Annotated in this window: 20 protein-coding genes and 2 pseudogenes; 17 read left to right on the top strand and 5 right to left on the bottom strand. The window is 34.5% G+C overall.

The window, feature by feature from the left end; translation table 11 throughout:
* Positions 1–225: 225 nt before the first annotated feature.
* Entirely contained in the window at positions 226–3,339 is a 3,114-nt protein-coding gene (locus CDA10_RS00790) for a multidrug efflux RND transporter permease subunit (protein ID WP_089603624.1), read from the top strand.
* A 605-nt stretch (positions 3,340–3,944) separates the two neighbouring features.
* Complete coding sequence (locus CDA10_RS00785) at positions 3,945–4,526, top strand: DUF4112 domain-containing protein (RefSeq protein WP_089603623.1); 582 nt, start codon at positions 3,945–3,947, stop codon at positions 4,524–4,526.
* A 109-nt stretch (positions 4,527–4,635) separates the two neighbouring features.
* Here the strand turns inward: CDA10_RS00785 and htpX are convergent, their stop codons facing one another.
* Positions 4,636–5,541: a protease HtpX gene (htpX, locus tag CDA10_RS00780; protein ID WP_089603622.1), complete on the bottom strand. Its 906-nt coding sequence runs from the start codon at positions 5,539–5,541 to the stop codon at positions 4,636–4,638.
* A gap of 252 nt (positions 5,542–5,793) precedes the next feature.
* The gene (locus CDA10_RS00775) at positions 5,794–6,699 is read right to left on the bottom strand and encodes a lytic transglycosylase domain-containing protein (RefSeq protein ID WP_089603621.1); all 906 of its coding nucleotides are present in this window, start codon (positions 6,697–6,699) and stop codon (positions 5,794–5,796) included.
* A gap of 494 nt (positions 6,700–7,193) precedes the next feature.
* Between CDA10_RS00775 and ttcA the strand changes: the two genes are divergently transcribed.
* A complete protein-coding gene (ttcA, locus tag CDA10_RS00770) occupies positions 7,194–8,102 on the top strand; it encodes a tRNA 2-thiocytidine(32) synthetase TtcA (protein WP_089603620.1) in 909 nt (302 codons plus the stop codon).
* A 219-nt stretch (positions 8,103–8,321) separates the two neighbouring features.
* The gene (locus CDA10_RS00765) at positions 8,322–8,705 is read left to right on the top strand and encodes an SCP2 sterol-binding domain-containing protein (protein WP_089603619.1); all 384 of its coding nucleotides are present in this window, start codon (positions 8,322–8,324) and stop codon (positions 8,703–8,705) included.
* Positions 8,706–8,790: 85 nt separating this feature from the next.
* Here CDA10_RS00765 and CDA10_RS00760 read toward each other — a convergent pair whose 3' ends face one another.
* Complete coding sequence (locus CDA10_RS00760; RefSeq protein WP_089603618.1) at positions 8,791–9,900, bottom strand: MltF family protein; 1,110 nt, start codon at positions 9,898–9,900, stop codon at positions 8,791–8,793.
* Between the two features lie 586 nt (positions 9,901–10,486).
* Here CDA10_RS00760 and CDA10_RS00755 point away from each other — a divergent pair.
* The 13 genes and pseudogenes from CDA10_RS00755 to CDA10_RS00700 form a co-directional block, all read left to right on the top strand.
* Positions 10,487–10,630: pseudogene (locus CDA10_RS00755) on the top strand (transcription elongation factor GreB); the annotation flags it as partial.
* A 264-nt stretch (positions 10,631–10,894) separates the two neighbouring features.
* Positions 10,895–12,124, top strand: a complete 1,230-nt coding sequence (locus tag CDA10_RS00750) for a hypothetical protein (RefSeq protein ID WP_089603616.1) — start codon at positions 10,895–10,897, stop codon at positions 12,122–12,124.
* 80 nt (positions 12,125–12,204) lie between these two features.
* Positions 12,205–12,559, top strand: a pseudogene (locus CDA10_RS00745) (DNA methyltransferase); the annotation flags it as partial.
* Positions 12,560–12,929: 370 nt separating this feature from the next.
* Positions 12,930–13,607, top strand: a complete 678-nt coding sequence (locus CDA10_RS00740) for a hypothetical protein (RefSeq protein ID WP_089603615.1) — start codon at positions 12,930–12,932, stop codon at positions 13,605–13,607.
* Positions 13,608–13,759: 152 nt separating this feature from the next.
* Positions 13,760–13,906, top strand: coding sequence for a hypothetical protein (locus tag CDA10_RS16805; RefSeq protein WP_157909332.1), 147 nt, complete (start codon positions 13,760–13,762; stop codon positions 13,904–13,906).
* Entirely contained in the window at positions 13,899–14,324 is a 426-nt protein-coding gene (locus tag CDA10_RS00735; protein ID WP_089603614.1) for a hypothetical protein, read from the top strand. The genes CDA10_RS16805 and CDA10_RS00735 overlap by 8 nt, the downstream gene beginning before the upstream one ends.
* 319 nt (positions 14,325–14,643) lie before the next feature.
* Positions 14,644–14,886: a hypothetical protein gene (locus CDA10_RS00730; protein WP_089603613.1), complete on the top strand. Its 243-nt coding sequence runs from the start codon at positions 14,644–14,646 to the stop codon at positions 14,884–14,886.
* A 13-nt stretch (positions 14,887–14,899) separates the two neighbouring features.
* Complete coding sequence (locus tag CDA10_RS00725) at positions 14,900–19,696, top strand: RHS repeat domain-containing protein (RefSeq protein ID WP_167374931.1); 4,797 nt, start codon at positions 14,900–14,902, stop codon at positions 19,694–19,696.
* 5 nt (positions 19,697–19,701) lie between these two features.
* On the top strand, positions 19,702–19,992 hold the full coding sequence (locus CDA10_RS00720; RefSeq protein WP_089603771.1) for a hypothetical protein: 291 nt from the start codon (positions 19,702–19,704) through the stop codon (positions 19,990–19,992).
* Between the two features lie 211 nt (positions 19,993–20,203).
* Positions 20,204–20,977 (top strand): RHS repeat-associated core domain-containing protein, encoded by a 774-nt coding sequence (locus CDA10_RS17125; protein ID WP_089603611.1) that lies wholly within the window; start codon positions 20,204–20,206, stop codon positions 20,975–20,977.
* A gap of 12 nt (positions 20,978–20,989) precedes the next feature.
* A complete protein-coding gene (locus tag CDA10_RS00710; RefSeq protein ID WP_089603610.1) occupies positions 20,990–21,283 on the top strand; it encodes an immunity protein TriTu family protein in 294 nt (97 codons plus the stop codon).
* 327 nt (positions 21,284–21,610) lie between these two features.
* On the top strand, positions 21,611–22,132 hold the full coding sequence (locus CDA10_RS00705; protein WP_089603609.1) for a hypothetical protein: 522 nt from the start codon (positions 21,611–21,613) through the stop codon (positions 22,130–22,132).
* A 305-nt stretch (positions 22,133–22,437) separates the two neighbouring features.
* Positions 22,438–22,773, top strand: coding sequence for a ubiquitination-like system serine protease family protein (locus CDA10_RS00700; RefSeq protein WP_089603608.1), 336 nt, complete (start codon positions 22,438–22,440; stop codon positions 22,771–22,773).
* Between the two features lie 107 nt (positions 22,774–22,880).
* Here CDA10_RS00700 and CDA10_RS00695 read toward each other — a convergent pair whose 3' ends face one another.
* Both CDA10_RS00695 and CDA10_RS00690 read right to left on the bottom strand, forming a co-directional pair.
* Positions 22,881–23,759 carry a RelA/SpoT domain-containing protein gene (locus tag CDA10_RS00695; protein WP_089603607.1) on the bottom strand — a complete coding sequence of 293 codons (879 nt, stop codon included), beginning with the start codon at positions 23,757–23,759 and terminating at the stop codon, positions 22,881–22,883.
* Between the two features lies 1 nt (position 23,760).
* Entirely contained in the window at positions 23,761–25,920 is a 2,160-nt protein-coding gene (locus CDA10_RS00690) for an NACHT domain-containing protein (RefSeq protein ID WP_089603606.1), read from the bottom strand.
* Positions 25,921–25,934 lie beyond the last annotated feature (14 nt).

The raw sequence follows: 25,934 nt of genomic DNA, 5'->3' as shown, positions 1-25,934 counted from the left end.
AAATTGACAATGTGATGACACTGATATGAAAAAATGATGAAATTATTCATCATTATGTTTTTAATTTCGGATCGTTCTTCATAGTTTCTTCATATTTAATAATAAAGTTCAGTTTTCTGTTATTTGTTCTTGAGTTTTTCGGTCAACTCACAGAATATCCATGTAAAGCAAATTTCATTGTCTTTACGAGATTTATAATATTCATCTGCTACAGAATTTAATCTGATGCTTTCAAAATTTTTTATTCAACGTCCTATTTTTGCTTGTGTGCTTGCCATTATTGTTATGGCTTTAGGTATTTTCTCCCTTATTCATTTACCAGTAGAGCGTTATCCCGATATTGCACCACCCAGAATCACCGTTTCAGCAACATATACAGGTGCAGATGCTGAAACTGTTGAAGAAAGTGTGACCCAAGTTTTAGAACAACAAATCAAAGGGATAGACAATTTACTCTATTTTAGTTCGAGTAGTGATTCTTCTGGGCGTGCACGTATCAATATCAGTTTTGAGAATGGAACAGACCCGGATACAGCACAAGTTCAAGTACAAAATAGCATTAATGGTGTAATTAGCCGTTTACCAGAAGATGTACAACGCCAAGGGGTGAATGTGTATAAATCACTTGGTGACACATTCATGGTGGTTGGTTTATACGATGAAACGGGTAAAAGTAATAATATTGAACTGGGAGATTATCTTTCAGATCATATAGAACAAGAACTTTCCCGTATTGATGGTGTCGGGGAGGTGGACGTTTTTGGTTCACAATATGCAATGCGAATTTGGTTGAATCCGAATTTATTACGTCAATATCAATTGATGCCGAGTGATATTCGTGCTGCGATTGAAGCACAAAATACACAAGTTGCTGCTGGTGGTATAGGTGATTTACCTGTAGTTTCCGATCAATATTTAAATGCTAAAGTTACAGCAGGTTCACGCTTAAAAACAGTTGAAGAATTTCAAAATATTATTGTCAAATCCAGTACCAATGGTGGTTATGTTTATTTAAAAGATGTTGCACGGGTTGAATTAGGTGCTGAGAATTATCAATCCTTTAATACGATTAATGGTTTTCCATCTTCAGGTATCGGAATTTCATTATCTTCAGGTGCAAATGCCTTAGCGACTTCTGCTTTAATTAAGGCTGAATTGGCACAAATTACAGAAAAATTACCACAAGGTTATAAAATCGTTTATCCACGTGATAATACGCCTTTTGTTCAAGAATCGATTAAAGAGGTAATAAAAACCTTATTTGAAGCCATTATCCTTGTCGTTATTGTCATGTTTGTTTTCTTGCAAAGCTGGCGCGCAACTTTAATTCCAACCATTACCGTTCCAGTTGTGATTTTAGGTACATTTGCAGTACTGTTTGGATTGGGCATGAGCATTAATACATTAACCTTATTTGCACTCGTGCTTGCGATTGGCTTACTGGTTGATGATGCAATTGTGGTTGTAGAGAATGTTGAGCGGTTGATGCATGAGCGTGGCTTAAGTGCTAAACAAGCTTCAATTGAATCGATGCAAGAAATGACAGGTGCTTTGATTGGAATCACTGTAGTCCTTACTGCCGTTTTTATCCCTATGGCATTCTTTACAGGGTCAACAGGAGTTATTTATCGTCAGTTTTCGATTACCTTAGTTGCAGCAATGGCTTTGTCGTTAATGGTTGCATTGGTTTTAACTCCCGCTTTATGTGCAATTATTCTTAAACCTAATCAAAAAACCATGCGTTGGGCAAATAAGTTTAATCAGAAATTAGAGCATTTAAGACAAATATATTTAAAAATTGTTGCAAAAACCTTGCGGTTAAAATGGGTGGTTTTGGTTATTTTTATTGGGTTAATCAGTATTTTTGCACTGATTTATCGAGTGTTGCCGACAAGTTTTATCCCGAGTGAAGATCAAGGCATGTTGAGTGTACAATTCCGCCTTACTGAGGGTGCACCCATCTCCAAGAGCCAAATTGTTGGGGAAGAAATTCGTCAATATTTCCTAGAAAAAGAAAAACAGAATGTCAATATTGTACTCATCCGTTATGGTCGTAACTTCTCTGGGACAGGGCAGAACTTAGGAACAGGCTTTATTGCACTAAAACATTGGGATGAACGTGCAGGGAGTGCCAATTCGGCTCAAGCCATCCGTGAACGTGCAATGAAGTATTTTAAAAATAATAAAAATGCCAATATTACCGTAATGATGCCTTCTTCAGTGAATGGCTTAGGGAATAGCAATAGCTTAGAGTTTTGGATTCGAGATATTAATGGTCAAGGTCGAAAGTACTTAGATCAACAATTTGAATTACTTAAAAATGAAGCTGCGACAGTGACTACTTTTGAGAATTTGGATAAGCAATCGAATCCTGATAAAGCCAAGTTAAAAGTCAATGTTGACCAAAAACTCGCATTGGCGAATGGTCTATCTCAATCAGAAATTAATAACACGCTCTCTACTGCTTGGGGTGGTTCATATATCAATGACTTTATTGATCGTGGGCGAATTAAACGCGTGATGGTACAAGGCGATGCTGCATTCCGTTCAAAGCCTGAAGATTTACAGCATTGGACAGTACGCAATGCACAAAATCAAATGATCCCATTTAGTAATTTTGCAACGATCAATTGGGAAGGTGGGCCTGATGTGGTCAATCGTTTCCAAGGTTATACCGCGTTGGAAATGGAAGCAGATGCAACAAAGAATACCAGTTCTGGTGTGGCTATGCGTGATGTTGAAAAACTGATTGCACAACATGATGGAATCGATGTGGCATGGAGTGGCTTATCTTTCGAAGAGCAGAAATCAAGCAGTCAAGCTTTATGGCTTTATTTAATTTCAATTGGATTTATCTTCTTATGTCTAGCTGCTTTATATGAAAGCTGGTCAATTCCGACAGCGGTCATTGCAGCCATTCCTTTGGGCGTCGGTGGGAATATCATTTTCAGTAAATTAATGGGTTTCCCAAATGATATTTACTTCCAAATTGCACTGCTGACTACTATTGGTCTCTCATGTAAGAACGCCATTTTGATCGTGGAATTTGCTGCAATTGCCCAAGAAAAAGGTCAAACCGCAGTTGCTGCTGCATTAGAAGGGGCAGGGCTACGTTTACGTCCTATTTTAATGACCTCATTGGCCTTTGGTGCAGGTGTGATTCCGTTGGTTTTTGCATTGGGTGCAGGGGCAGCAAGCCGCCAAGAAATAGGAGTAAGTGTACTGGGTGGTGTCATTTTCGGAACAATTTTAGTGCTGATTTTTATTCCATTTATGTATGTTCTGATTCGCTCATTGTTCAAATCTAAAATAGTCCAAGAGAAAGAATCAGTGATATAAAAATGAATGATTCAAGCTAAGCCATCATTATCTATGGTGGCTTATCTGATTTTGAGATGAGTGTTAAAAATATTTTTAAACCTAAGATTTGATTTATTGCATCGATGTTATGAGTACAAACCATAATATAATTTTGGCCACAACCTGAGCAAGAACAAAGCACTGCTTTGTTCTTAGCACAAGGCGCAGCGGGGACTAGAGTGTTTTTTAACGCTACGTTGTTGCCTTGCGAAACAGTGTTTCTCATCATTTAGAATGACTAAATTTCGTATTTCACGCCTAGTATTGCCTAAAAAATACTCGNAGCAAGAACAAAGCACTGCTTTGTTCTTAGCACAAGGCGCAGCGGGGACTAGAGTGTTTTTTAACGCTACGTTGTTGCCTTGCGAAACAGTGTTTCTCATCATTTAGAATGACTAAATTTCGTATTTCACGCCTAGTATTGCCTAAAAAATACTCGTAGTCGCAAACATAGACGAATTGTCAACAGACCCTAATCATTTTGACTTTTGTAAGAGATTTAATATTAAAAGCATACACAACATGCTGAATTTATTGGCTATGATGTTTTCAATACAGCGTGATGTTAGAAGATAGATCAATCGATGAGTTCAGAAAAAAAATTATCGACTCAAGAAGTCATTAAATTAGAGCGTGATTTGGCTAAATTTGCCAATATGATGGATTCTGTGGTGCGCATTCCATTCACTAAGCAAGGAGTAGGTGCAGATGCGGCATTGAGTACGATTCCTATTGCAGGTGATGCTGCTGGTTTTGTACTGACATGTTATGCAGTCTATAAAGCTAAACAAATTGGTGTGCCACAAACTAAACTAAATGGGGTCATTAAACTCGCAGCTGTCGATGCTGTAGTCGGTTTTATTCCTGTGGTTGGAACTGTTTTTGATATTTTTATTCGCCCAAGTCGACGGGCTTTAGACGTTGTGCATGATCATATTCGTGAAGAATATCAAATTCATAGTGATGATCATGTGGTTCATCCCTTCTTGCATGAAAAATTAGAGCAGAAACAACAACAATCTGCATTTTGGCGTAACCCTGTTGTTGCTTGGCTTTGGATTCATATACCCGATATTTTGGGTGCTATTGTATTGGTATTGATCGGTTTTGCGCTTTGGTTTGGGGTGAATATGCTGTGGGATTGGTATCAGAGTTTAAACTTCTAAAATCTTATTATCCATTTCGAAAATTAAAAATTGATCATACATAGACATAAAAATGAAGCCTCCAATTGGAGGCTTCATTCATTTATTCATTCAGTATTTGTCATATCAATTAAGGTAGATTAAGCTGACGTAAAGCGGCAACACGCTGTTCGATACTTGGATGCGTGTGAAATAGTGCAGCTAAACTAAAGCCTTGTTCTTTACCTTCTGCGATTGCAAAAGCTTTCATCTCTTTTGGCATTTGGTCAGGCATTTCAGATTCTGCCTGTAAACGTAATAACGCAGAGATCATGGCTTCTTTACCTGCCAATTGTGCACCTGCTTCATCGGCACGATATTCACGGTGGCGAGAGAACCACAATACAATCGCTGAAGCCAAGATACCAAAGACGATGTCTAAGACCATGGTAATTGCAAAATAAGCGATACCTGGTGCTTCACCATCTTGACGACCAAAGATATTACGATCAATGAAATCACCCGCAATACGAGCAAAGAACATCACAAAGGCGTTCACGACACCTTGAATCAACGATAAGGTGACCATATCGCCATTGGCAACGTGACCAATCTCGTGGGCCAATACAGCACGTAGCTCATCTTGATTCATACGCTCTAACAAGCCTGTTGAAACAGAGACAAGCGCATTATTTTTGTTCCAACCCGTGGCAAAAGCATTCGATTGATAAGACGGGAAGATACCAACATCTGGCATTTTAATACCAGCGCGTTGTGAAAGTTGTGCAACCTCTTGTAATAACCAAGATTCAGCTTGATTACGAGGAGCATTTGGATCAATTAATTCAGTACCCGTGGTTTTTAAAGCCATCCATTTAGAAAGGAAAAGCGAGACGAATGAGCCTGCCATACCAAAGACTAAACAGAATACCAACAAGTTGCCTAAGTTGAGACCGCCAGCGCCGTGATAACTGCCAACACCTAATAAAGATAGGATAAGACCAGCTACAACCAGTACCGCGAGGTTGGTTAGCAAAAACAAACCAATCCGCATCATCGAGAAAATCCTCTTATAACTATAAAATAATTTGATTTATTGATTATAAACCATGTAAGGAATATGAGGTTTCGATCATGAAAATTCAAGAATAATTGAAAAAATCTATATCATCTAAAAACGAAATAATTTTAATATATGAGCACGATCTCTATAAAAACAAAGAAAATATTTTAAAAATAAGATGAATTATCTCCACAGGAGAAATAAGCAAAAATTTAAGCTATTCATTTATAAAACTTAAATAATCAGCTAATTTCCAAAACTAATATGTGCTGTCGCACTGGCATTGGCTGTGGAGTAAGAAGATCCAGATGGTGCATCCGTAAAAGTACCATCAGATGCAACAATAATTTGTCTAGAACTGTATTTTACTGGGGTGGTTGTAGGTGTGTTATTTGATAAATTTTGAGACGTATTGTTATTTGAATTATTGCTTATATCATTATTTGATTGGGCAATGACTTGTCCTGAATTTGTGTTATTGCCTGAACTATAGCTAGCGGTACCTAAACCACCAGAATAAAGGTTGTTATAGCGACTAGTCACACGTCTGACATAATCTTGCGTTTCACGAAAAGGAGGAATGCCACCATATTTATCAACATTGCCTTCACCTGCATTATATGCAGCCAATGCTAAATTTGTATTGCCATTAAAACGCTTCATTAACCAACTCAGGTATTTAGCACCACCAAAAATATTTTGTTGTGGGTCATAAGAGTTGGAAACATTAAAACGACGTGCTGTGGCAGGCATGAGTTGCATTAAGCCTTGTGCACCAACAGGGGAGCGTGCGTTTGAGTTAAAGCCAGATTCGGTATGCATCACTGCTTTAATTAAACCTTCAGAAACACCATGTGTTTGCGCTGCTTGGCGAATAATACTGTCAAAAGAGTTTTTGCTTTTGCTATAACTTGGTAAAACAGAAGATTCTGAACTACCCCAATTGCTATAACTATGAATATTACTGTCTTTGTAATAAGTCACTTTAACTTTTTGTAGGGAGCTATCTGAATTTTTACGGTTGGTAAGTAAAGTTGTGCCGTTTTTATCTTTATAGAAATAAATTTGCCCAGCAAAGCTTTGCGATGTAAATGAGGCCACGCTCATACACCCTAAAATTGATACCAATGAACCCGTAAATAATTTTTTCATTTTTAGTAATTAAAATTTTCCCCAATTTCCTTTTGGAGTTTAGCAAAGTTATTCAATAAGAAAAACCACGATTTGTTTTTTAACAATACAAATAAAAAAAATCAAGTCTTATTTGTTGGCATATTAATCAAAAATTATTTTATATTTTTTTTAAAACATAACTATTGACTATAATAAGTCATTGTAAAATATATGAAAAATAATGTGGTTAAAAAATGATCAATTTAAAGAAAACGCCCATTCTTCGGTATCAATACTTTGTCAAGCCCCAAACAATCCACACTTTTATCCACAGGATTTGTGGAAAACTGTGGAAAAGTCCAAATCATAAGCACCTCGGTTAAAAAATGAACTGAACCGTCTATTTTAGATATGTGAATAAGACAGGAATATGACGAACAAAAATATTAATGTAAAAATAAAAATTCTTTAGATGCGATTCAGCAACAAATCAGCTAAAATTGCGCAGAATTTTTTTTTGGTAAATCGCGTCTATGTACTCGCCAGTTGAGTCCGAACAAGGATTTAATTTCAAACCAGAACTTCCTACAAGTTCGGCTTACTATCGTCTATTGAAAAAGCTTCGTCGTCAGGTCGGTCATGCAATTCGTGACTTTAAAATGATCGAAGAAGGCGACAAGGTCATGGTCTGTGTTTCTGGTGGGAAAGATAGCTATACTTTGTTAGACATTTTGCTGCAATTTAAACGAATTGCACCGATTAATTTTGATGTAGTGGCTGTTAATCTTGATCAGAAACAGCCAGGTTTTCCTGAAGATGTTTTGCCAAAATATTTAGAGGAAAATAATATTCCTTATTATATTTTGGAAAAAGATACCTACAGCATTACCAAACGTTTAACACCTGAAGGCAAAACATACTGCGCAGTCTGTTCTCGTCTACGTCGTGGTTCTCTATATGGCTTTGCACAAGAAATTGGTGCGACTAAAGTTGCATTAGGACACCATCGCGATGACATTCTGGCAACTTTCTTCTTAAATCTGTTCCATGGCGGTAGTTTAAAGGCAATGCCCCCCAAACTTTTGTCATCGGATAAAAAGAATATTCTGATTCGTCCGCTTGCCTATGTAGAAGAGAAAGACATCATTAAATATGCGGAAATTCGACAATTTCCAATTATCCCATGTAATTTGTGTGGTTCTCAGGAAAATCTACAACGTGCAATTTTGAACGACATGTTACGTGATTGGGATAAACAATATCCTAAACGCTTACACAGCATTTTCGGTGCGTTACAAAATGTCTCACCATCTCAGTTGGCAGACCGTGACTTATTTGATTTTGAAAAATTGGATGAGGAACGTGAGTTCGATATGAAGTGTGATACTGAAGACATGAAAAAGCGACTTGATGTCGTAAATTTAAGTTTTGCAGCTGATTGATTTCTAGTCACAATACAATAAAAAAAGGCATTCATCTTGATTTGAGTGCCTTTTTTTTATGTAAAGTCAAAAATCCGACAAAAGTTGAACAGCCCGTACAAAAAACTTTAGCCCAAATGGAAATTATCATGCTATAACAATGGGCGAGCAAAACTGCTTCACTATGATGTTGTTGGGATAGACAACACTATAAATGAATAAATAATTTGAGGAATGAACATGCCTGCTTTCTTAACTGATGATTGGTTTGCAAATGTAGAAAAATTGACTGCTGAAGCTGGTGATTTAAATTTACCACCTGCACTTTCAAATTTAGCAATCAACCTTGTTGTTGCTGATGCTGATGGCAATACTGAACTTGCTTTAGATGGCGGAAAAATCCTTAAAGGCACTTCTGCAAATGCTAAAACGACATTAAACATGGATGCTGAAACGCTTCGTAAAGTATTCCTTGAGTTTGATATGGCTGCTGCGATGCAAGCATTCATGACAGGTAAAATCAAAGTTCAAGGCGATATGTCACAATTGATGGCGTTACAAACAGCTCGACCAAGCCAAGAACAAAAAGATCTTTTCAAACGTGTACTTGAGCAAACTGCTTAATCTTGATTGAAAATAAAAAAGCTTACCTATATTAGGTAAGCTTTTTTTATGCAATTACGGCACGCTTTTTTTCTTAGGATCTCGATTAGATCTCTAAAAGACGTGGCGTGGTTTTAATATGCTCTAAATACGCGCGAATACGCGTTACATATTGCACAGCTTGCTTATAACGACCATTTTGCGCTTGATTACGTGTCAAATAATTATAAAGATTCATCCAGTCGTTTGGATCTTTACCTTGAGCTTTGATACGCTTTTGAATATTTTCAACCGCACCAGGTCCCATATTATAAGCCACGAGCGCGTACCAACGACGATCAGGGTTAGAAATATAAGAATAACGACTCAGCATCATATCAAAATATTTTGCGCCACCCTGAATGCTTTGTGCAGGATCATTACGATTGCGTACACCCATTTCTTTAGCCGTACCATTGGTCAACATCATCAAACCACGAACACCTGTGGGAGAAACAGAGTCAGGTTTGAGATATGATTCTTGATAAGCGATTGCTGCAAGCAAATGCCAATCTAGATCATACTGTTGAGCTGAACGTTGAAAACTAGCTTTATAAATAGGTAAGCGATTGCTTAAATCACGCTGGATCACATTCCAATCATCTTCTTTTACAACATTTCGGTTATAAAACGAAGCAAGTTGCTGTGTTGCGCCATTTTGCTTACTTTGACAAACAAAACCACTTGCTGTCGCTGTTAATGGATCTTCAGCTTGTTTAAATACCCAATTTAGTTCGGTATTTAAACCATTCTTTTTCAAGCTATTAAAGTCACCACAACTGGCAGAAAAAGAAGTCAATTGTTTAGCTTCAATGGTTTGCATATTTGCAGTGGTGATTGCAAAATTGGCTTTACCTTGTGCAACCATTTTCAGTGCAGTGGCATTGTCTGAAACTGTTTGAAAATCTAACTTCACATTTAAACTTTGTGCATAGTTATGCGCTAAATCATAGCCGAAGCCATGCTTAAATTTTCCATCCTTAAACACGACGCTTGGATTGGAAACCGCGACTACAGTCAATTTACTTGAATTAACTACAGCATTGTACTGATTGGTCTTGCTCGCATTAATACTGAAAGGAATTAACGCGGTGGATAAAACTAAAGTTTTGATTGGAAGAGCACGAAAAAATGAGTTAAGGCTAAGCCTCGACCCAGAGGTTGAACTACTGTGCATGTTGTCTCCGCTACAAGTAATTTATTGCCCAAAAAAGTCAAAGCAAAAAAAGCCTAAAACCTTTTACAGTTGGTAAATTCAATAAGGGTGGGCAAGTCATGAACGTCATTCAAAAAATGACATATGGGATTGAAAGCTTTTGCAGAAAAACTACAAAAAAATATAACTAAGCTAATAAAACATGTGCGCATATTATAGGCGTTTTTTTAGCTTGTCAAATTTCGATTAAAAAACAAACAGTTTTAAATATTCAATATATTGATTTTAAACGATAATTTTTTTTAAGATTTTCAGTAAATTCATGGGTAAATTATATAAGCTTAAATTGTAAAAAAATGTACCCAATGAGTCTGCAATAAAACTTAAATAGCGCATTTTTTTTACTGTGTTTTTCTGAGTTTAAGTTGAATAAATAAACAGCAATATGACCTGTTCGTTTGAAAAAAAATCCTGTTTTCAAATTATTATTTTGATATTTTAATATTAGACTCGCAATAAAAATGACTAGTATATTCGAGCAAGACTCTAGATAATCTTAAGTACATAAATAAGATAAGTTGTTGTAGATTGTGAGTGGTTTTGAAAGATGAAATCAAATTTAATTACCCGTGCAGGACATGATCTTTTAGTTGCTGAGTTACAACAACTATGGCGTGTTGAGCGTCCTGAAATCACTAAAAAAGTAAATTGGGCTGCAAGTTTAGGTGATCGCTCGGAAAATGCTGATTATTTTTAATAACCTCATTTTTTATACTATATTGTATTTAATCAATATAAATTATTAACTTATACCTAGTATACATAATAAGTATATATACTATTTTCTAAAATATTTTAAATTAATTGAGTTAGTATTTTTAAAATTGTACGTAAGGAGTTTTGTTAAATGGTGAATAAAGATTATGAACTTGTGACGAATGTAACTTATGAAGATTTTAATATTGAAATATTGAAATATTGAAATATTGAAATATTGAAATATTGAAATGTTGAAATGTTGAAAGATTATTGGTCTTTCAAAAATTTCGAAAGTCAAAAATTTACTTACAGTCTTGCTAGCCTATTACGTAAATACGGTATTAAATCGCCAGAGACATTAGAACGTATTGTTAGAAATAGTGGATTTTTAAAATTTAGTGAATTAATGAGTTGTAAAAAGTGCTTTAAAGAATTTAAAGCCTATAAGCGTAAAGATATTAATTATTATAAATGGAATAGTTTTTCTGATAAATTAATTTGTCATAACTGTCGTTCATTAATTGCTGATAGACGTACAAAAAAAATTCTAAATACATTTAGAGAGTTTAATACTTCACAAACAATTTCAGAAGTCATTTCACCAATTGAAGAGCTTAAATATTTAGAAAAAATATTTTTATTTGTCCTCCTTACTAAAACAAAAATTGAAAAAAATGGAGTGATCTCATCTCACGTATTAGAGCACTTTAATAATATTGATGTATGTGGAAGCGGAAATTCATTAGATTGTTTTTTAAAAAAAGGTTATCTCTTCAAAACAAGTCAAAATGATGAATTTTTAGAAAACCAAGCTGAATTACGTAATTTGATACTTAAGTATGGACAATATATTAGTGAAGTAATGAAACAGGAAATAAACAACTATCTACGATTGAATTTTAAAAGTAAAATAAAAGTTGTAATTCCTGAAAAATTTGAAGATTTAGAGAGTTGGATTGAAGAGCTTTATCTAGAAATAATAAAAGCTAAACTTTCAATTGACGATTGTATTGAAATTGAAAAATTTATAACCTGTAAGCGCTTAGAAGAAATATATATTTTGCTCGATTATATTTGTGAAATGAAAAGTATACCGATTAAAAAAAATAATGCACTTGAAATTGATTTAATAAGAATGTTGAAAAAATATAATTTAAATGAAATATATAGCGTACTAGATTATCAAGCAAAAATGGCGGCATCTCGCTTATATGAAATTGAGCATTCTAAAAATTGTAATATTTTTCATAAAGATACTATTTTTGCGACGAAAATTTCATTAGCTATTGATTTTTTACAAATGAGAAATGAGAAACCTAAGTATCCCAAACCGCTTTTAGAGAATTGGACATATTCTGAGGTTGAGGTATTTATTAGTTCAACTATCATTAGAAATTGTGAAAAATGGCATAAGTTTACCCCTGATGAAATTTTAGCATTATGGGTTGAATCTGTTGGGATGCAAAACGACGAAGAAAATATTTGAAAAATATTGCCTCAATTGCCCATTGATTGAGGCATTTTTGATAAGATTAAGTCAATTTTTATCTTATATTCAGTTATGTTATGCCTTTACTTGATTGGGTGAACCGAAACCAAGCTGAAGAAACAGCGACCCAAGTTCCATATCATCTTTTAAAATTCGAAAAATCTTATGGTGATGAGAAGCAAGCAAAGATAATCTTATTATTCAAGGGGATAATTTACAGGCTCTCAAAGCACTTTTGCCCCTTTATAGCGGACAAGTGAAGTGTATCTTTATTGACCCACCATACACACGCAATCTGCTTTCGAACACTATGATAACAAGTTTAAATATACTCAATGGCTGTCAATGATGTATCTACGTTTACAATTATTAAAAGAGCTTTTGGCAGAAGATGGTTCTATTTGGATCATTTTAGATGATAATGAAGCGCATTAATTAAAAGCTCTTGTGTGAAAGCACTTTATAAAGTTTCATCTTGTTCCAGCCTTATTTCGTTGATTTATATTAATTCATCTATTTGAAAAAAATAAAGTTTCACCTTTACAGTTCACATTTTTCTTCAATCAGTGCAGATCTAGTAATAAAGTATCACCCTAAACTCATAGACCCAATAACATATTAATTATACTATTATTTCATGCTATGAAAGAATCGCCATAAACTACAAGCTGAGTCAAGTTTGAATATTCTACTAATGGGCTTCATGTGCATACAATAATGTTCTACTAACTTTTAACAATTTTAAGTATCAAGGACAGGTTGTGTACGATGAAAATATTTAATGAAATAAAAGAGATATAATGTGAACATTCAAAGGTTTTTAATTGAAAATCATGGTCCAAATGTTGATGCTTTTAAGATGGCATTGGCTGAGGCAATAAAATTTTCACATTCAAATGGTATTGGCCAAATCACTTTAGTTGTACCTGCCAAAGGTGGTTTTCCTGACACTATAATTGGAGAGTTCTTTGGCGATCGAATTTCTAAGTTATTGTGTAAAGGAGGAGTTGTAGATTTAGGGCATGGAATATCAATGAATCTAGAAATTCCTCGTAATCTTTCTTCGCATAAAAATTTTGGCACTTTACTGGCTACTTACTTATCAGAGGAAGATATGTCCATTATTGATGCTCTAAGAACAGTTCAAGCAATCGTATATTTGCCTTGGCATGAAGAGGAAGGGAAAAAATGGTTAGCATGTTGGAATCCAGTTATCTGGGGGAATTCTTCTTGGATAATTAAACCTCTGACTTTTACGCAAGATGTTGAAGAGGCTTTAAGCCGTTTAACCAAAGTAATAAACTTATCTACAGGGCTAGTACATCCATCTGATAAAGAATTTGCCAAGCGTATATTCCTAAAATTGAAAAATGAAGGACATCAAGTAGAACCTGAAGATGTTAAATTTTGGGCAATTAAAAATGGTTGGCAGGCCAGACATGCAAAAGAATTGGAAAAGTTAGCAACAAAATATTTTTGATAGTGGGGGGTAAGCTGCATAATTAGATTTTGAGTCTAATTTCCAATTACATTTGTAAAAGTTAATCTCTTCATGATGTAGAATAAATCTCACCAGTGAAAGTGACTTTATCCTAATAGCTCTGTTAAAACTCTCTAAGTTTAGTCTTGATTATGAATGAATTATTAAAAAACATTTTAACAGTTTTAAAGGATAAAGGGCCTTTAAAAGCGTCAGAAATTGCAAAGGTTCTTGGAAAAACGAAGAAAGATTTGAACCCAACGCTTTATGCAGCACACATCACCTTGTATTATGGGTAAAGTTTTATATATAGAAGAAATTGGAGGCTCAATTCTTAAACGTGCTCCAACAACCCAAAAATTGCTAAATGAAATTGAAGAAGGTCATCCACTTGATGTACTTATGGTGACTTTTTTACTTTATTCAGAAGCAATTGACCAAAACTATTCAAGAAGGTATTTGATATTGAATTTTGCTGAAAAATATATAAAAAAATTACAACGAAGTACTGAATTAAGATTTACTCAAACTCTTGTATTTGAATTTATTTTAAATTTTTTTACATCATTGGAACAAAAAAATGAACTTAATTTTACTCATAAAGAAGATTATGAAATATATAAAAAGATTACAATGATGAAACCGATAAAATACTCTCAGCATAATGCTTATGATGCAATTAGAGCATTTAATAAAATCAGAGATTTTTATGATTAAAACAAATCAAATTACATAACTGATATTTTTATTACTTCATCACTTGAATAAGCTTCAAAAAATTAGACTTAATAACATTTTGAATGGATGGACAAAAACAACAAATGGAAAAATACAACCTTTGAAAAATAAAAACGATCAAAGATTGGGATATTGAAGGCGGAGATGTATATGAAGAGAAAAAATCCCGTAGATTGTTAATAACTAGAAAATGAATTATAGTTATCGATAAAATTTGGATTAAATATACAAGATTGTGCAAAACTAGCAAAGTATTGAAATTAATCAACAATATTATTAAAAATAAGGAAGTATATCGATGATAAAAAATCTCTCAGGTTTAAAAACAGCTATATTTTGTTGCTGTATTTTTATAACAGGTTGTAAGACAGAACAGGCAACGAATAGTAATGTTGCTGCTGGATATAACGAAGATTTCGGGAAAAATCAGGCTCGGTTGATGAACGAGGCTGCCTTAGAAAAAGCCCCTGTTTCAAATATGCCTGTGGTTGCAGATGGTAAATCACATAACATTTCGACTATGCCAGATACATCCAAATAATAAGGCTAATAAAATGATTAATTTTAATTTTCGTAGTGGTGCGATTCTTTTTATTGCTTATTTTTTATCAATGTCTCAATTAATCCATGCGGCACCCGATGTGGTTGCACAAAATTATGCAGCAGCCAACTCACCGGGTATTCAGTCCTGTACGGCTGGTTATGATCTGATGAGTGGAGATGTTGCTTATCAACAACCGTTAATTTCCAGTAAGTTAGCCTACTCACTGAATTATAAAGCCCCTCTGCGCTTAAATTTATCAGCAGCTCAAACCTTTGCTCAACCAGAAAACACAACAAGCGGTTGGAGCGATAATTACCAATCATCAATTATTATTCAAAATATTGATACAAAAACAACGCAATACACAAGTTATTCAACAACAATAAATCCAATTAATACAAACTATTTTATTCTAAAAACATCAAATCCAATAACAACAGAATTGTCTGCAAAATTAATTATTGCTAGATTACCAGGTGAAACAATTGATACTGTTTTTAAAGAAGAAAAAGGAGGGTTCTCTAGATTATATTCCGCAGATGCAATCCGTGATATGAATCGTTATTCAATAAATCAACTTTCTTGGAATACTGATTTAGGTGAGTATGAATTAAATCGTATAAATGGAAATTTGGTTATTACAAAGAATGGAGTTAAGTATACCATTTCAAGTGATAATTATAGAACAGCCCCAGCAACATCATCTTTTAATAATCTAAATTTATATATTGATAGATTTGGAAATATGAGCACAACCACAGGCTCTTGGCCGTCGGGACTTAGTGGGAGTCGATCCAATACTGCTCCATATCTGGAGACTACATCAACAGTTTCATTAGATTTATACCGTGTCGCACGTATTGAATCTCAGGGACGCAGCCTAGATATGCAATATGATGGCTTAATGAATCTGACACAGGTTACTGATAATTTTAATAATAAATTAATGATTGAGCATACCTTTGATGACCCTAATATTGGTAGTGGGCAGACAATTGATGAATCCCGCCTAGTGACTAAGGTCAGCTATGCTGATGCAGGACAGGAAGTAACTCAGGTTGCTGAGTTTAAATACGAGTCATATGATGTAAAAACTCCCAGTACAGGTATAACAGCGAAAGTTTATGCTCTGATTGAAAGTAATTCGACAGCAGCAGGACAAACGACCTATGTGAACGCATTAACCGAACTGGGAGCCATGAAAGCTTATGTTGCAAGTAAAGGTAGAACAGCTGACAGTAGTTATTATTATCCTGTTTTAAAACAGGTTAAAAATTCACTTTCTCAAATTGTACGTCTGTGGGATGTAACTCAAAATTATGTTTTAGGCAGTGGAAATACTTATTCTACAGCTCAGACAACATTAAGGTCATTTACACCTGATAATGGAACAGTAGCGGACAATACTACGGTATATGATGATATTTCTAAAAGTATCAATCTAAACTTTGCACTGGATGGGGTCAGTGGGGCGACCACCATTGTGCAGACTACTATCAACTCTGACAAAAGTATTACGTTAACGAATACAGGCTATCCTTGTCTGACATCAAATAAAAAGCCATTAACTTCAGCAACTTTTGATACTGCACGCAGCCGTCTTATTCAGGTGAGGGATGTCAATGCCAGTAATACAGTCTACACTTATGATAGTCGCAACCGTCTTACATCCACAACAGAAGCAGCAGATACGCCACTGAGCCGTCTGACAACCTACGTCTATGGATTACTGGCTGATGGCCAGCCTAACCCTTATTCCACACCTGAAACCATACAAACACCTAACCTGAAAATTACTAATGTACTAAATAATCGTGGGCAAATTATTACTCAGACTGAAAGTTCAACACAAGCTGGCAGTACTAGTAAAGTGACTAATTACAGTTACTATGAAGCAAACTTTATCGGGCTGGGGCTGTTAGTCAATGTCGATGGGCCACGTGATAAAATCACTTATGCCTATGATGCGTATGGTAATGTAGCTAATATCTCTAAGGTTGTAAGTGGTATTAGCCGAATAACGCAGTATGTGGGCTTCAATTCATTTGGTCAGCCCGAACGTATTGTCTCGCCAAACGGGATGGTAGAAAAACTAGTCTATAATGTTGATGGTACTGTAAAAAGTAAAACTGTAGGTGCAGGTGGTGCATCAGGCACTGTCACTGGGCAAACAATCACTTATGGTTATAATGATCTCAAACAGATGATCAGCCAGACCAGCCCTGATGGTGAAGTCGTCACGTATCAGTATGATGTAGCAGGAAGACGCATACAGTCAGTTTTACCTGACGACACGATTGAGAAATATACCTATCATCCAATTGGAACACAGGAAAGTTATAAAAGAACTGACAGTGCTGGAAATGTCTTCAGTGCAATTTATCAGGATCTGAATTTTCAGGGTCGTACTTACAGAATACGGCAAAGTACAGATGCTGGTCAGTATATGAGCACCTATGGCTATGATAACAATGGAAATCTGATTCAGGCAACCAATACACTTGGGATTACAGAAAAATGGACATATGATCTGCTCAACCGTATAAAAACGCATACTGACGGCAATGGTAATACGGATACCAAAGATTACGATACCAATGACAATGTGATTTCAGCAAAAGATGCACTCAATGCAGGGTCAGCACCTTTGACCTACCGCAACGGCAATGTGCTGGTTCAGGAAAACAATACTGACTTTGGTCAAAAAACCTATACTTATAATAATGCCGATCAACTGACCAGGCGTCTGCATGGAACCCGTCAATGTGACTATAACAACATTGATGAAATTGGTCGTTATACCAATTTTGCCTGCAAGGCTAGCAGCGGTTCCACTGATACTGAGCATCAGGTGAATGACAGCTACACCTATGATCAAAGTCGTTATGGGCGGCTTGACAAGGTAACAACCAGTACAGGTTATGATATTGATACTAGTTACAGTTATGACAGCTATGACCGTATTACCAAAAAGACACAACTCAATTATTTCTATAATACTGGGCAGGCATTGTCCGTAGGTTACAGCTACAGTACAGCAGGAAAACTGACTTCAACAACTTTACCTTCAGGCCGAGTAATTAATTATGGACTTAACCTATCCAAGGGACAGGTGACCAGCATCAGTGTATCCGGTACAGTCATCAGCCGCCTGATCAGCTATAACGGTGGCGGTGATCTTGCTAGCCTGTCTTGGGGTGCATCTGGCAATGCCAGTCAGAAAATAAATTATGATTCAATCGGAAATATCAGTTCTATAAGCAACAGCAATACAGCAGGTAATATCAATTATTCTTTAGCTTATGGACGGGATAGTGAAGGCCGTATTACCAGCCTGACCCGTCATGATGGTACGAGGGATGTTTTTACATATGACAATGTTAACCGGCTGCTGACTGAGAAGCGGACCAATGGTGCAACCAGTGTCTATGGTATAACATATACCTATGACAGGAATGGCAATCGGACCAGTTTAAGGGCGACAGGAAATCATCTGCAACCAGCCACAAATGCAGACTCTACCTACAATAATAACAGGCTAAACAGCTACAGTAAGGATGGTAATGCCCAATATCTGACTTACACCCCCATGGGCGATTTAGCCTATGGTACTTATGGTGGCGGTTCTTATGACAATGGCGGCAGGCGCAAAATTGAGCATGGAACTGTTGATTATTACTACATGAATTATAACCATAAAAATGAGCGTAGTTTAAGAACTTCGCCCACGCATGGTGTTCAGGCGACAGCTGTACAGTATGTTTATGATGAAAGCAGTCATTTGATTGGGGAATACAACGCTAGTGGTGTGATTGTTGAATATGTCTGGTTGGGGGATAAGCCTGTTGCTGCTATTTACGGTTCAGGTGCAGCAACTAAAATATATTATATTGTTACAGATCATTTGAATACACCACGTCGTTTGATTGATAGCAGTACATCAACAGTTGTGTGGTCATGGGATTCTACAGCATTTGGATTAGGTGATCCTGTAGAAGTAGGTTCAATAAAATTCAATCTGCGTTTCCCAGGTCAGTATTATGATAAGGAAAGCAAACGGTTCTATAACCATAACCGTTATTATAACCCTGAGCTTGGGCGTTATATGGAGCCTGACCCAATTGGGCTTGAAGGTGGTTTGAATCCGTATGCTTATGCAGGGAATAACCCTGTTATGAATAGTGATTCGAGTGGGTTGATCTTAGATATGATGAATGATGGTCAGTTATCAATGATAACAGGTATCAATAATTCATTAAGTAATTCAATTTTAAATCAGCAAATTAGGTATTTGAATAATTCATTAAATAACGGCTCTTCAACATTGTCTAGACTATCAGATAGTGAAATGAGTAATGTAACGGGTGGGGTAGCTCCAGTATTTTATTTTTTAGCAGTTGCTGGGGGATTTGTACTTACTGCTGATGGATTAGCAGATGGTGAACCTCCTCAAGCTAAAGGAGCTAAAATTGCTGATAAAGCAATTGATTTTTATAGAGGAGCTAAAGCAGTAGATGTTCCTCACTTTAATCCACGCGCTACTGAGTTTAAAATAGATGCTAATAGTTTCGTAAAAAATGGAAGTGATCCTTATGCACGAGGAGTTTCATTATTTAATAATCCTACCAGTTTAACTTCTAAGGGATTTGTTCCATATAAAGTTGATCCGAATAGCCTTCCAAATGGATTAGGAATTTTTCAAAGAGGAGCAGATCCAAAACATTATGAAATTCTTCCTACTCCTGGAACTTTTTTAACTCCTGAGCAATATAGAAACTTATGCTCTCAAATTAAATGTGTGAGATGAAACTAATGGAAAACTATACTATTAATTCACCTGATGATTTTCAGGATTATGATTGGGAATATGAAGCTAAAGGATGCTTAGAGGTTGATGTCACAATTTTTGAAAATTCTTATATTTTTAATTTTTATGATATGCGGAGAATCTACAGTATAGAGAGCGCTAACTACTTTGGAAATAATTGCTTCTATGATAAAAATTTAGTTCTGTTATCTAGTGTTAATTTGAATAATATTAAGGAGTTCTTGAATAATATTATGGAAAAAAATGAATTATCATATTTTGTTAAAAATTCTTAAAATTAACATAATACATTTGGCTCTAGACTAGCAGTCCTGTGGCTGCGGTGTACCCGAATAACCGAATCACTTATTTGGTTACGGACAATCAGGGTAAACCAAGACAAGGTATAGATACGCAAAATAAGCAAATAGTTTGGAGCTGGGATCCTGATGCCTTTGGAGCAACATAGCCAATAGGTAGGAGGTAAATTTACGTTTTCCTGGGCAGATCTATGATGCGCAAAGTGGTTTATATTATAACCATCATCGGTTCTATAACCCACAGTTAGGCAGATATATGGAGCCTGACCCAATTGGGCTTGAAGGTGGTTTGAATCCGTATGCTTATGCAGGGAATAATCCTGTGATGAATAGTGATCCGAGTGGATTAGATATTACAACTGGCTTCGGCGGTCTACTCTATGAAACATATAATTGGGCGCTTGGTAATAGTTTTGATTGGCCAAATCTACAAGGAGCTTTTAAAGATGGTTATAATGGTGACGGATCTTTCAGTAATCCATATGCCAATATGGCTTGGTCGGCTGGTAACGATGCTTTGAACTTTGGGACGTTGGGGCTTGGTAGTTTAGCCAAAAATTCCATACAACTTGGCGTTAGAGAGGCTGGTAATGTTATCAGTGCAACGCGGACTGTTTTGCCAGAAATGGAATGGTCTACTAGGGTTGGTCGTTGGATGTCTACTAATGAACTGAAAGCGATGCAAAATACAAAGATGGTGCAAGAAAGTGTTACTGGTACGACACATGTGGCATCTCCTGCAAGTGCGAATGCCTTTATGCACCAAGCAAAGCCAGGTAGTACATACGTTGAGTTTACTATCCCATCCAGCTCCCTCAAAATTACGAACCCAGCAGAAGGATGGGGCAAGATTCTTGGTCCTAGCTCAATGGAGGGACGACTTGCTCTTCGAAAAGGTGAGCCAGTACCGCAAATGCCTAGAGCATCTTGCATTAGTCCAATTATGTGTAAACTTAATTAAAGAGGATTGGATATGTTGGTTCAATTTACTCAATGGGTAATGCAATTGTCGCATATAGCAGAAGAGCATGGATTTGATGTTGACGTGACTGTGCAGGAGAAGTATTTTACAAAACTCTGCATAGATTCTAATAGTTATGTTTCTCAAATTGTATGCTGGGAAAATCATAATTTATATGAGGTAGAAATATTAAATGTTGAGACTAGCGAAACAGTTTATATGAAATCAGGAGAGTTTGAAGACAATACTAGTTTCTCAGAATTCTTCTGTGAATTTTTAGTTAAATTGAAGTTACCGACGATTTAGAAAGCGTAACTCATCACAACAAGCAATTTAGGCTGGACACCCTGTCCAGTTTTTTATTTCCACTTAACTTTTACCCTGTAAAATTATCTGCTGGGCGGCCATACGGTCTTTAAAAATAAAGACTTATTAATTTAGTCATAATATTGGTCACATTTTTCACCAAGGTTAAGTATCATATCCTGGAGGTCAATTTACACGTATAGTTGATACTGGGCAGATTATTGGGAATGCTTCAATAAATCAAGGTGGTCAGGCAACACGATTTATTAAAATATTTACCGATTTAAAAGGGAATTTAATAACGGTTTATCCTGTAGCTGGTGGAAGATGAGTTCAAAATATTTAAACAAAGCGATTTGGAAAGACTTTCTTGATAAAATAAATGATGAAGAGTCTGTAGAACCTGTGTGTATTTACTTAGTAATTAGAAATTGGATATTAGAAAATATAGATATGTTTTCTAATTATCCTTTCTCTAATTATAAAATATTAGAATACTGTAATTTAGATATGAATGATTATCCTATTTACAAATTTCAGTTTGATAAGGATGAATTTATCTTATTTATTAAAAATTTGAATAGATATAGCTTTAATGATCAGAAAAGTATAGCAAGAATACTATCAGAAATATTTGAATATTTATTCGTGCTTAGAGTTAATATTCTTTGTTCTTTTTGTGATTCAGATGGTTTGCTAGTGCTCAAAAATGTAAAAGATTCTAGACTTGTATATGAGTGCCCGCAATGTGGGAATGCAATTTATGTGGACAATAATAAACAGTCGATAGATAAACTAACTCTCCCAAATAGACTTGAATTAGAAAACTATAAATTATTGCCTAAATAACGTGAATTCGGGATAAGAAAGTTGTAGCGGATAGGCATTTTACAATACTTTATGGAACCTGATCCGTAAACATCCACTGAACCCCACTTGAACTCAAGTAGGGTTCAGTGGATGTTTACTTAATTTTACTATGTTCATATTGATGAAAATGGCTGGTCAATTGAGTTGAAACTGCTTTGGTCTAAATGATGTTTTTAGTATGGTCAATTGGTGTGAAAATCTCCATTTGAACCAATCTCTAAGGTAAACATTGGTCACGGAGTGACAAATCCATTGCTAGGTATACCTAATCTTGGAGGTGGTAAATGAAAAGATTTTTCTTAAAATACTTTAATTTATTATTGGATAAAATTCTTTATAGATCATTTGTTTTAATAGACGGAGATTCTCTACCTAAACTAATGCCTCTAAGAGCAATTGTAGTAGCTGCTGAAGATGATGAATTCTGGTGTGTAGGATTAAAATGTCCTTGTGGCTGTGGTTATACAATAGAGTTGCCTGTAATTAAAGAGGCAAAGCCAAGATGGGATATTCAGATCAACTCAGAGGACAGAATTAGTCTACATCCTTCAGTGTTTCTAAAAAATGGTTGTAAATCACATTTTTGGATTAGGAATGGTAAGGTAATTTGGTGTGATTGATAATAAAAGTGGACTTTATTCAAGTCCACCACTTAATATTGATTTTTTATAATATGTGAATACTAGTACCTCAACTGATGCTAAGATTTTAGCATATCAATTCTAACTTAGGTCTTTTCGGATAACCGGAAATCCTCAATCATTGTTGAAGGAGTAATATTTAAAATATCTCTATTTTGAATTACTAATAAATTAATAAAATACAATATATTATCTAAGGTTAAGGGGTAGTAAAAATCTTTGTTACACATTGCTATTAATAATTCTGTTCTATCAATTCTAAAAATTTTTTTTGCTAAATGCTCATCTCTTAGAATTTCAATAAGCTCACTATTTAAAGAGGTAGAAGCAAATCTAAGACGAAGTTTATGCCTCAACATTTCTGAAATTCTATTAGATTTATAGTGCTTATGAGACAAATCATCAAAAATTTGTAGCATCGCCCATTCACTACTTTCTAATGATGCGAATAAACCATTAAGTAATCTAGAGTGAGAATTTGAATCAACCCAATCATCTTTACATTTATATCTAAAATCATGGTCAATTTCATGCCATCCTTCAGAAAAAATTGTCCGAATTTGAAGTTCAAATGTATTATCAATTTTATCTGAAAGGTTATCTGATTTTAATAAATTAACTATCACATTATCTAATATATAAACAATATTATATCTAGAGGCTTTAAATCTATCTTCAGAATGATTGTCAATGCTATTACTATTCGAAAATTCATTAAAAAGAGATGAAGTGATTGAATGAGCTACGGGAATATCATCTGTAAAGTAAAGAACTACACGTATTCCTATCAAATCTTGCAATTTTTTACTTTTACCATATTCTGAATCATTTTCTAGTTTCTTTTCTAACGATTTTTTATCTTTAACTCGTCCAAAAATTCGATACATAACCCCAATATCATCTAATTTTGCCGAAATTTTATTTAAAATATCGTTTAGCACCCCATTATAATTTGATAATTTCATGTTAAACTTTTCCTAAAATATTCTTAATTTCGCCAATTTTATCTTTATTGATTGCAACAAAATTTGAATTATTTGCATCTGTTAGATAATCTAACCGTTTCAAACTTTTGATTCCTTTTAAAATAGATTTTTTATCATGTTTTTCAGATTTTAATATCTGTCCAACATAGAAATGTAATCTAATTATTCCATCAGAAGAATTAGGCCAAAGTTTATCCAAGATATAAATTTCGATATCATTTAAATTATGTATGCCAATTAATGCATCAGTTTCTAAGTTATAATCATCGTCATCAAAAGTTGTTGGTAATTTATCATTGGATTTACAGTTGAAAAAATTTAATTCTGAATTTTCATCTATTACCAAGTTACAATCCCAAAAGCTACAGTTTAGAAAAGTTACATCTTTAAAATTTTCGAAATTAATTTTTGAATTATAAAAAATACACTCATTAAATAAGCTTCCATTAATACCGTTCGAAGGGAAGATTGATACATTTTTAATATTTAGACTAGTTATTTCTGATTGGTTATAAACTTCATCATCTACTGTATTTGTTAATAAACTTTCAAATTTCATTCTTGATGAAGAGTCTAAAAAATCTTTCATTAGACCTAACTTCATCCATAGTAAAAATCGAGAATCATTATCTCGTGGCACGTAAGCTAGAACAGCAGGTTCTACAAATCGTTCATCACTAGCGACCCAATCCCCTTGATAATCTATAATATTAGCAGCAATATAATTTCCAAATACAAATTCATTTATAAATTCGATTTTATTATCATCGGAACTACTTCTATCAAAAAATGCGTGGTTTGATAAAGTAGTTGCTAATTTATCTAATGAAGGTCGCTCCTTAGCTGAATATAATGTTCTTACTTCATTTAAAATATTTGAAGCTTTATTTTTAATAGTAGAAATTAATTTTTCTTTAGTATCTGCAGTATAGTTATACTCACACATATCTTCAGCAATTAATGCTAAAAATTTAGATTGTTGTTCTGGATTCATTCGAAGTTCTTGTCGATCCATTTCTCGTTCAAGCATAGATGTAAAATACTGTTCTACAATCTTTGAAGGTTGGTTACATAGTGCTTCAAAAGTTTCATCTGAAACAAATCTTAGATAACTTAATAACACTGGATTTGCAAGTTTATAAACATCTAAACCCGCATTGCTAAGCCTATCCAATCTTGTAATTGTTAGCCAATCTTTAATTTCTGGTTTTTCAATTTTATATCTATTAATTCTAAATTTTTGGTCATATCTTGCCAGCCAATCATTGAAAATTTCACCATCAAATATTGCAGATCGTCTTGATGTTAATATTACTTTTGCATTATTAACCAATAGTTCTCCAATGGTTTCAAGCATTGGTTCTGCATTTTCAAAATTATTTTCTATGCTAGCCATAGTTTGATTGCTATTATCATGCAAAATTTCATCAAAACCATCAAGTACCACTACAATCCTACCAGACTTGACTTCTTCAATTACTACTTCAGAATTTACAGAGCTAAAAGTTTTATCGACTTCACGAATAAAAATATGACTGAAGATCCTTGCTTGCCTATCTCTTGAAAATTCAGTAAAAAAAGGAATCGGAGTTTGTTTATTTTTGCTTTTAGCAAGCTCATTAATTATTTCAAAAGAAGTGCAAGTTTTTCCAAATCCTGCTGGGGCTTCAACAATAGTTAGAAGAGGCCCAGAAGATTTTAAATTACTACATATATCCTCAACAATATTATTGTTACTTCCAAGCACATTGTTTTTAATGTATGAGCTATTAATATATTGATAGTTTACTGCTTCTTTAGGTAGTATTTTTAGAATTTTCTGAGTATGTTCAGAGTATTCATTTTTAATCTTTTCTTTCCATTCTGTAACATTAAAAAAACCATTAAATAATGTTTCTTCAATTTCTTCAAAATTTCTATAAAATGATTTTTTTGTTGAAAATCCTAATGCTTCCAATGATTTTAGAGATTTTTCCATTTCTGCATCTAAAATTTCCTTATTCTCATAGTTAAGTGAAACTAATTCAGCGTTATGAAAAAAACCTGATTTATATGTAAAAGCTAAAAAATTTGTATTAGAAGCACTTTCCCTATACTCAAATCCATATTTATTAAAAAGCTCAATAATCTTAGTATGCATAAAAACCTACAATA

This window comes from Acinetobacter piscicola (assembly GCF_002233755.1).
Taxonomy (GTDB): domain Bacteria; phylum Pseudomonadota; class Gammaproteobacteria; order Pseudomonadales; family Moraxellaceae; genus Acinetobacter; species Acinetobacter piscicola.
This window is presented reverse-complemented; position numbering and strand designations above follow the sequence as displayed.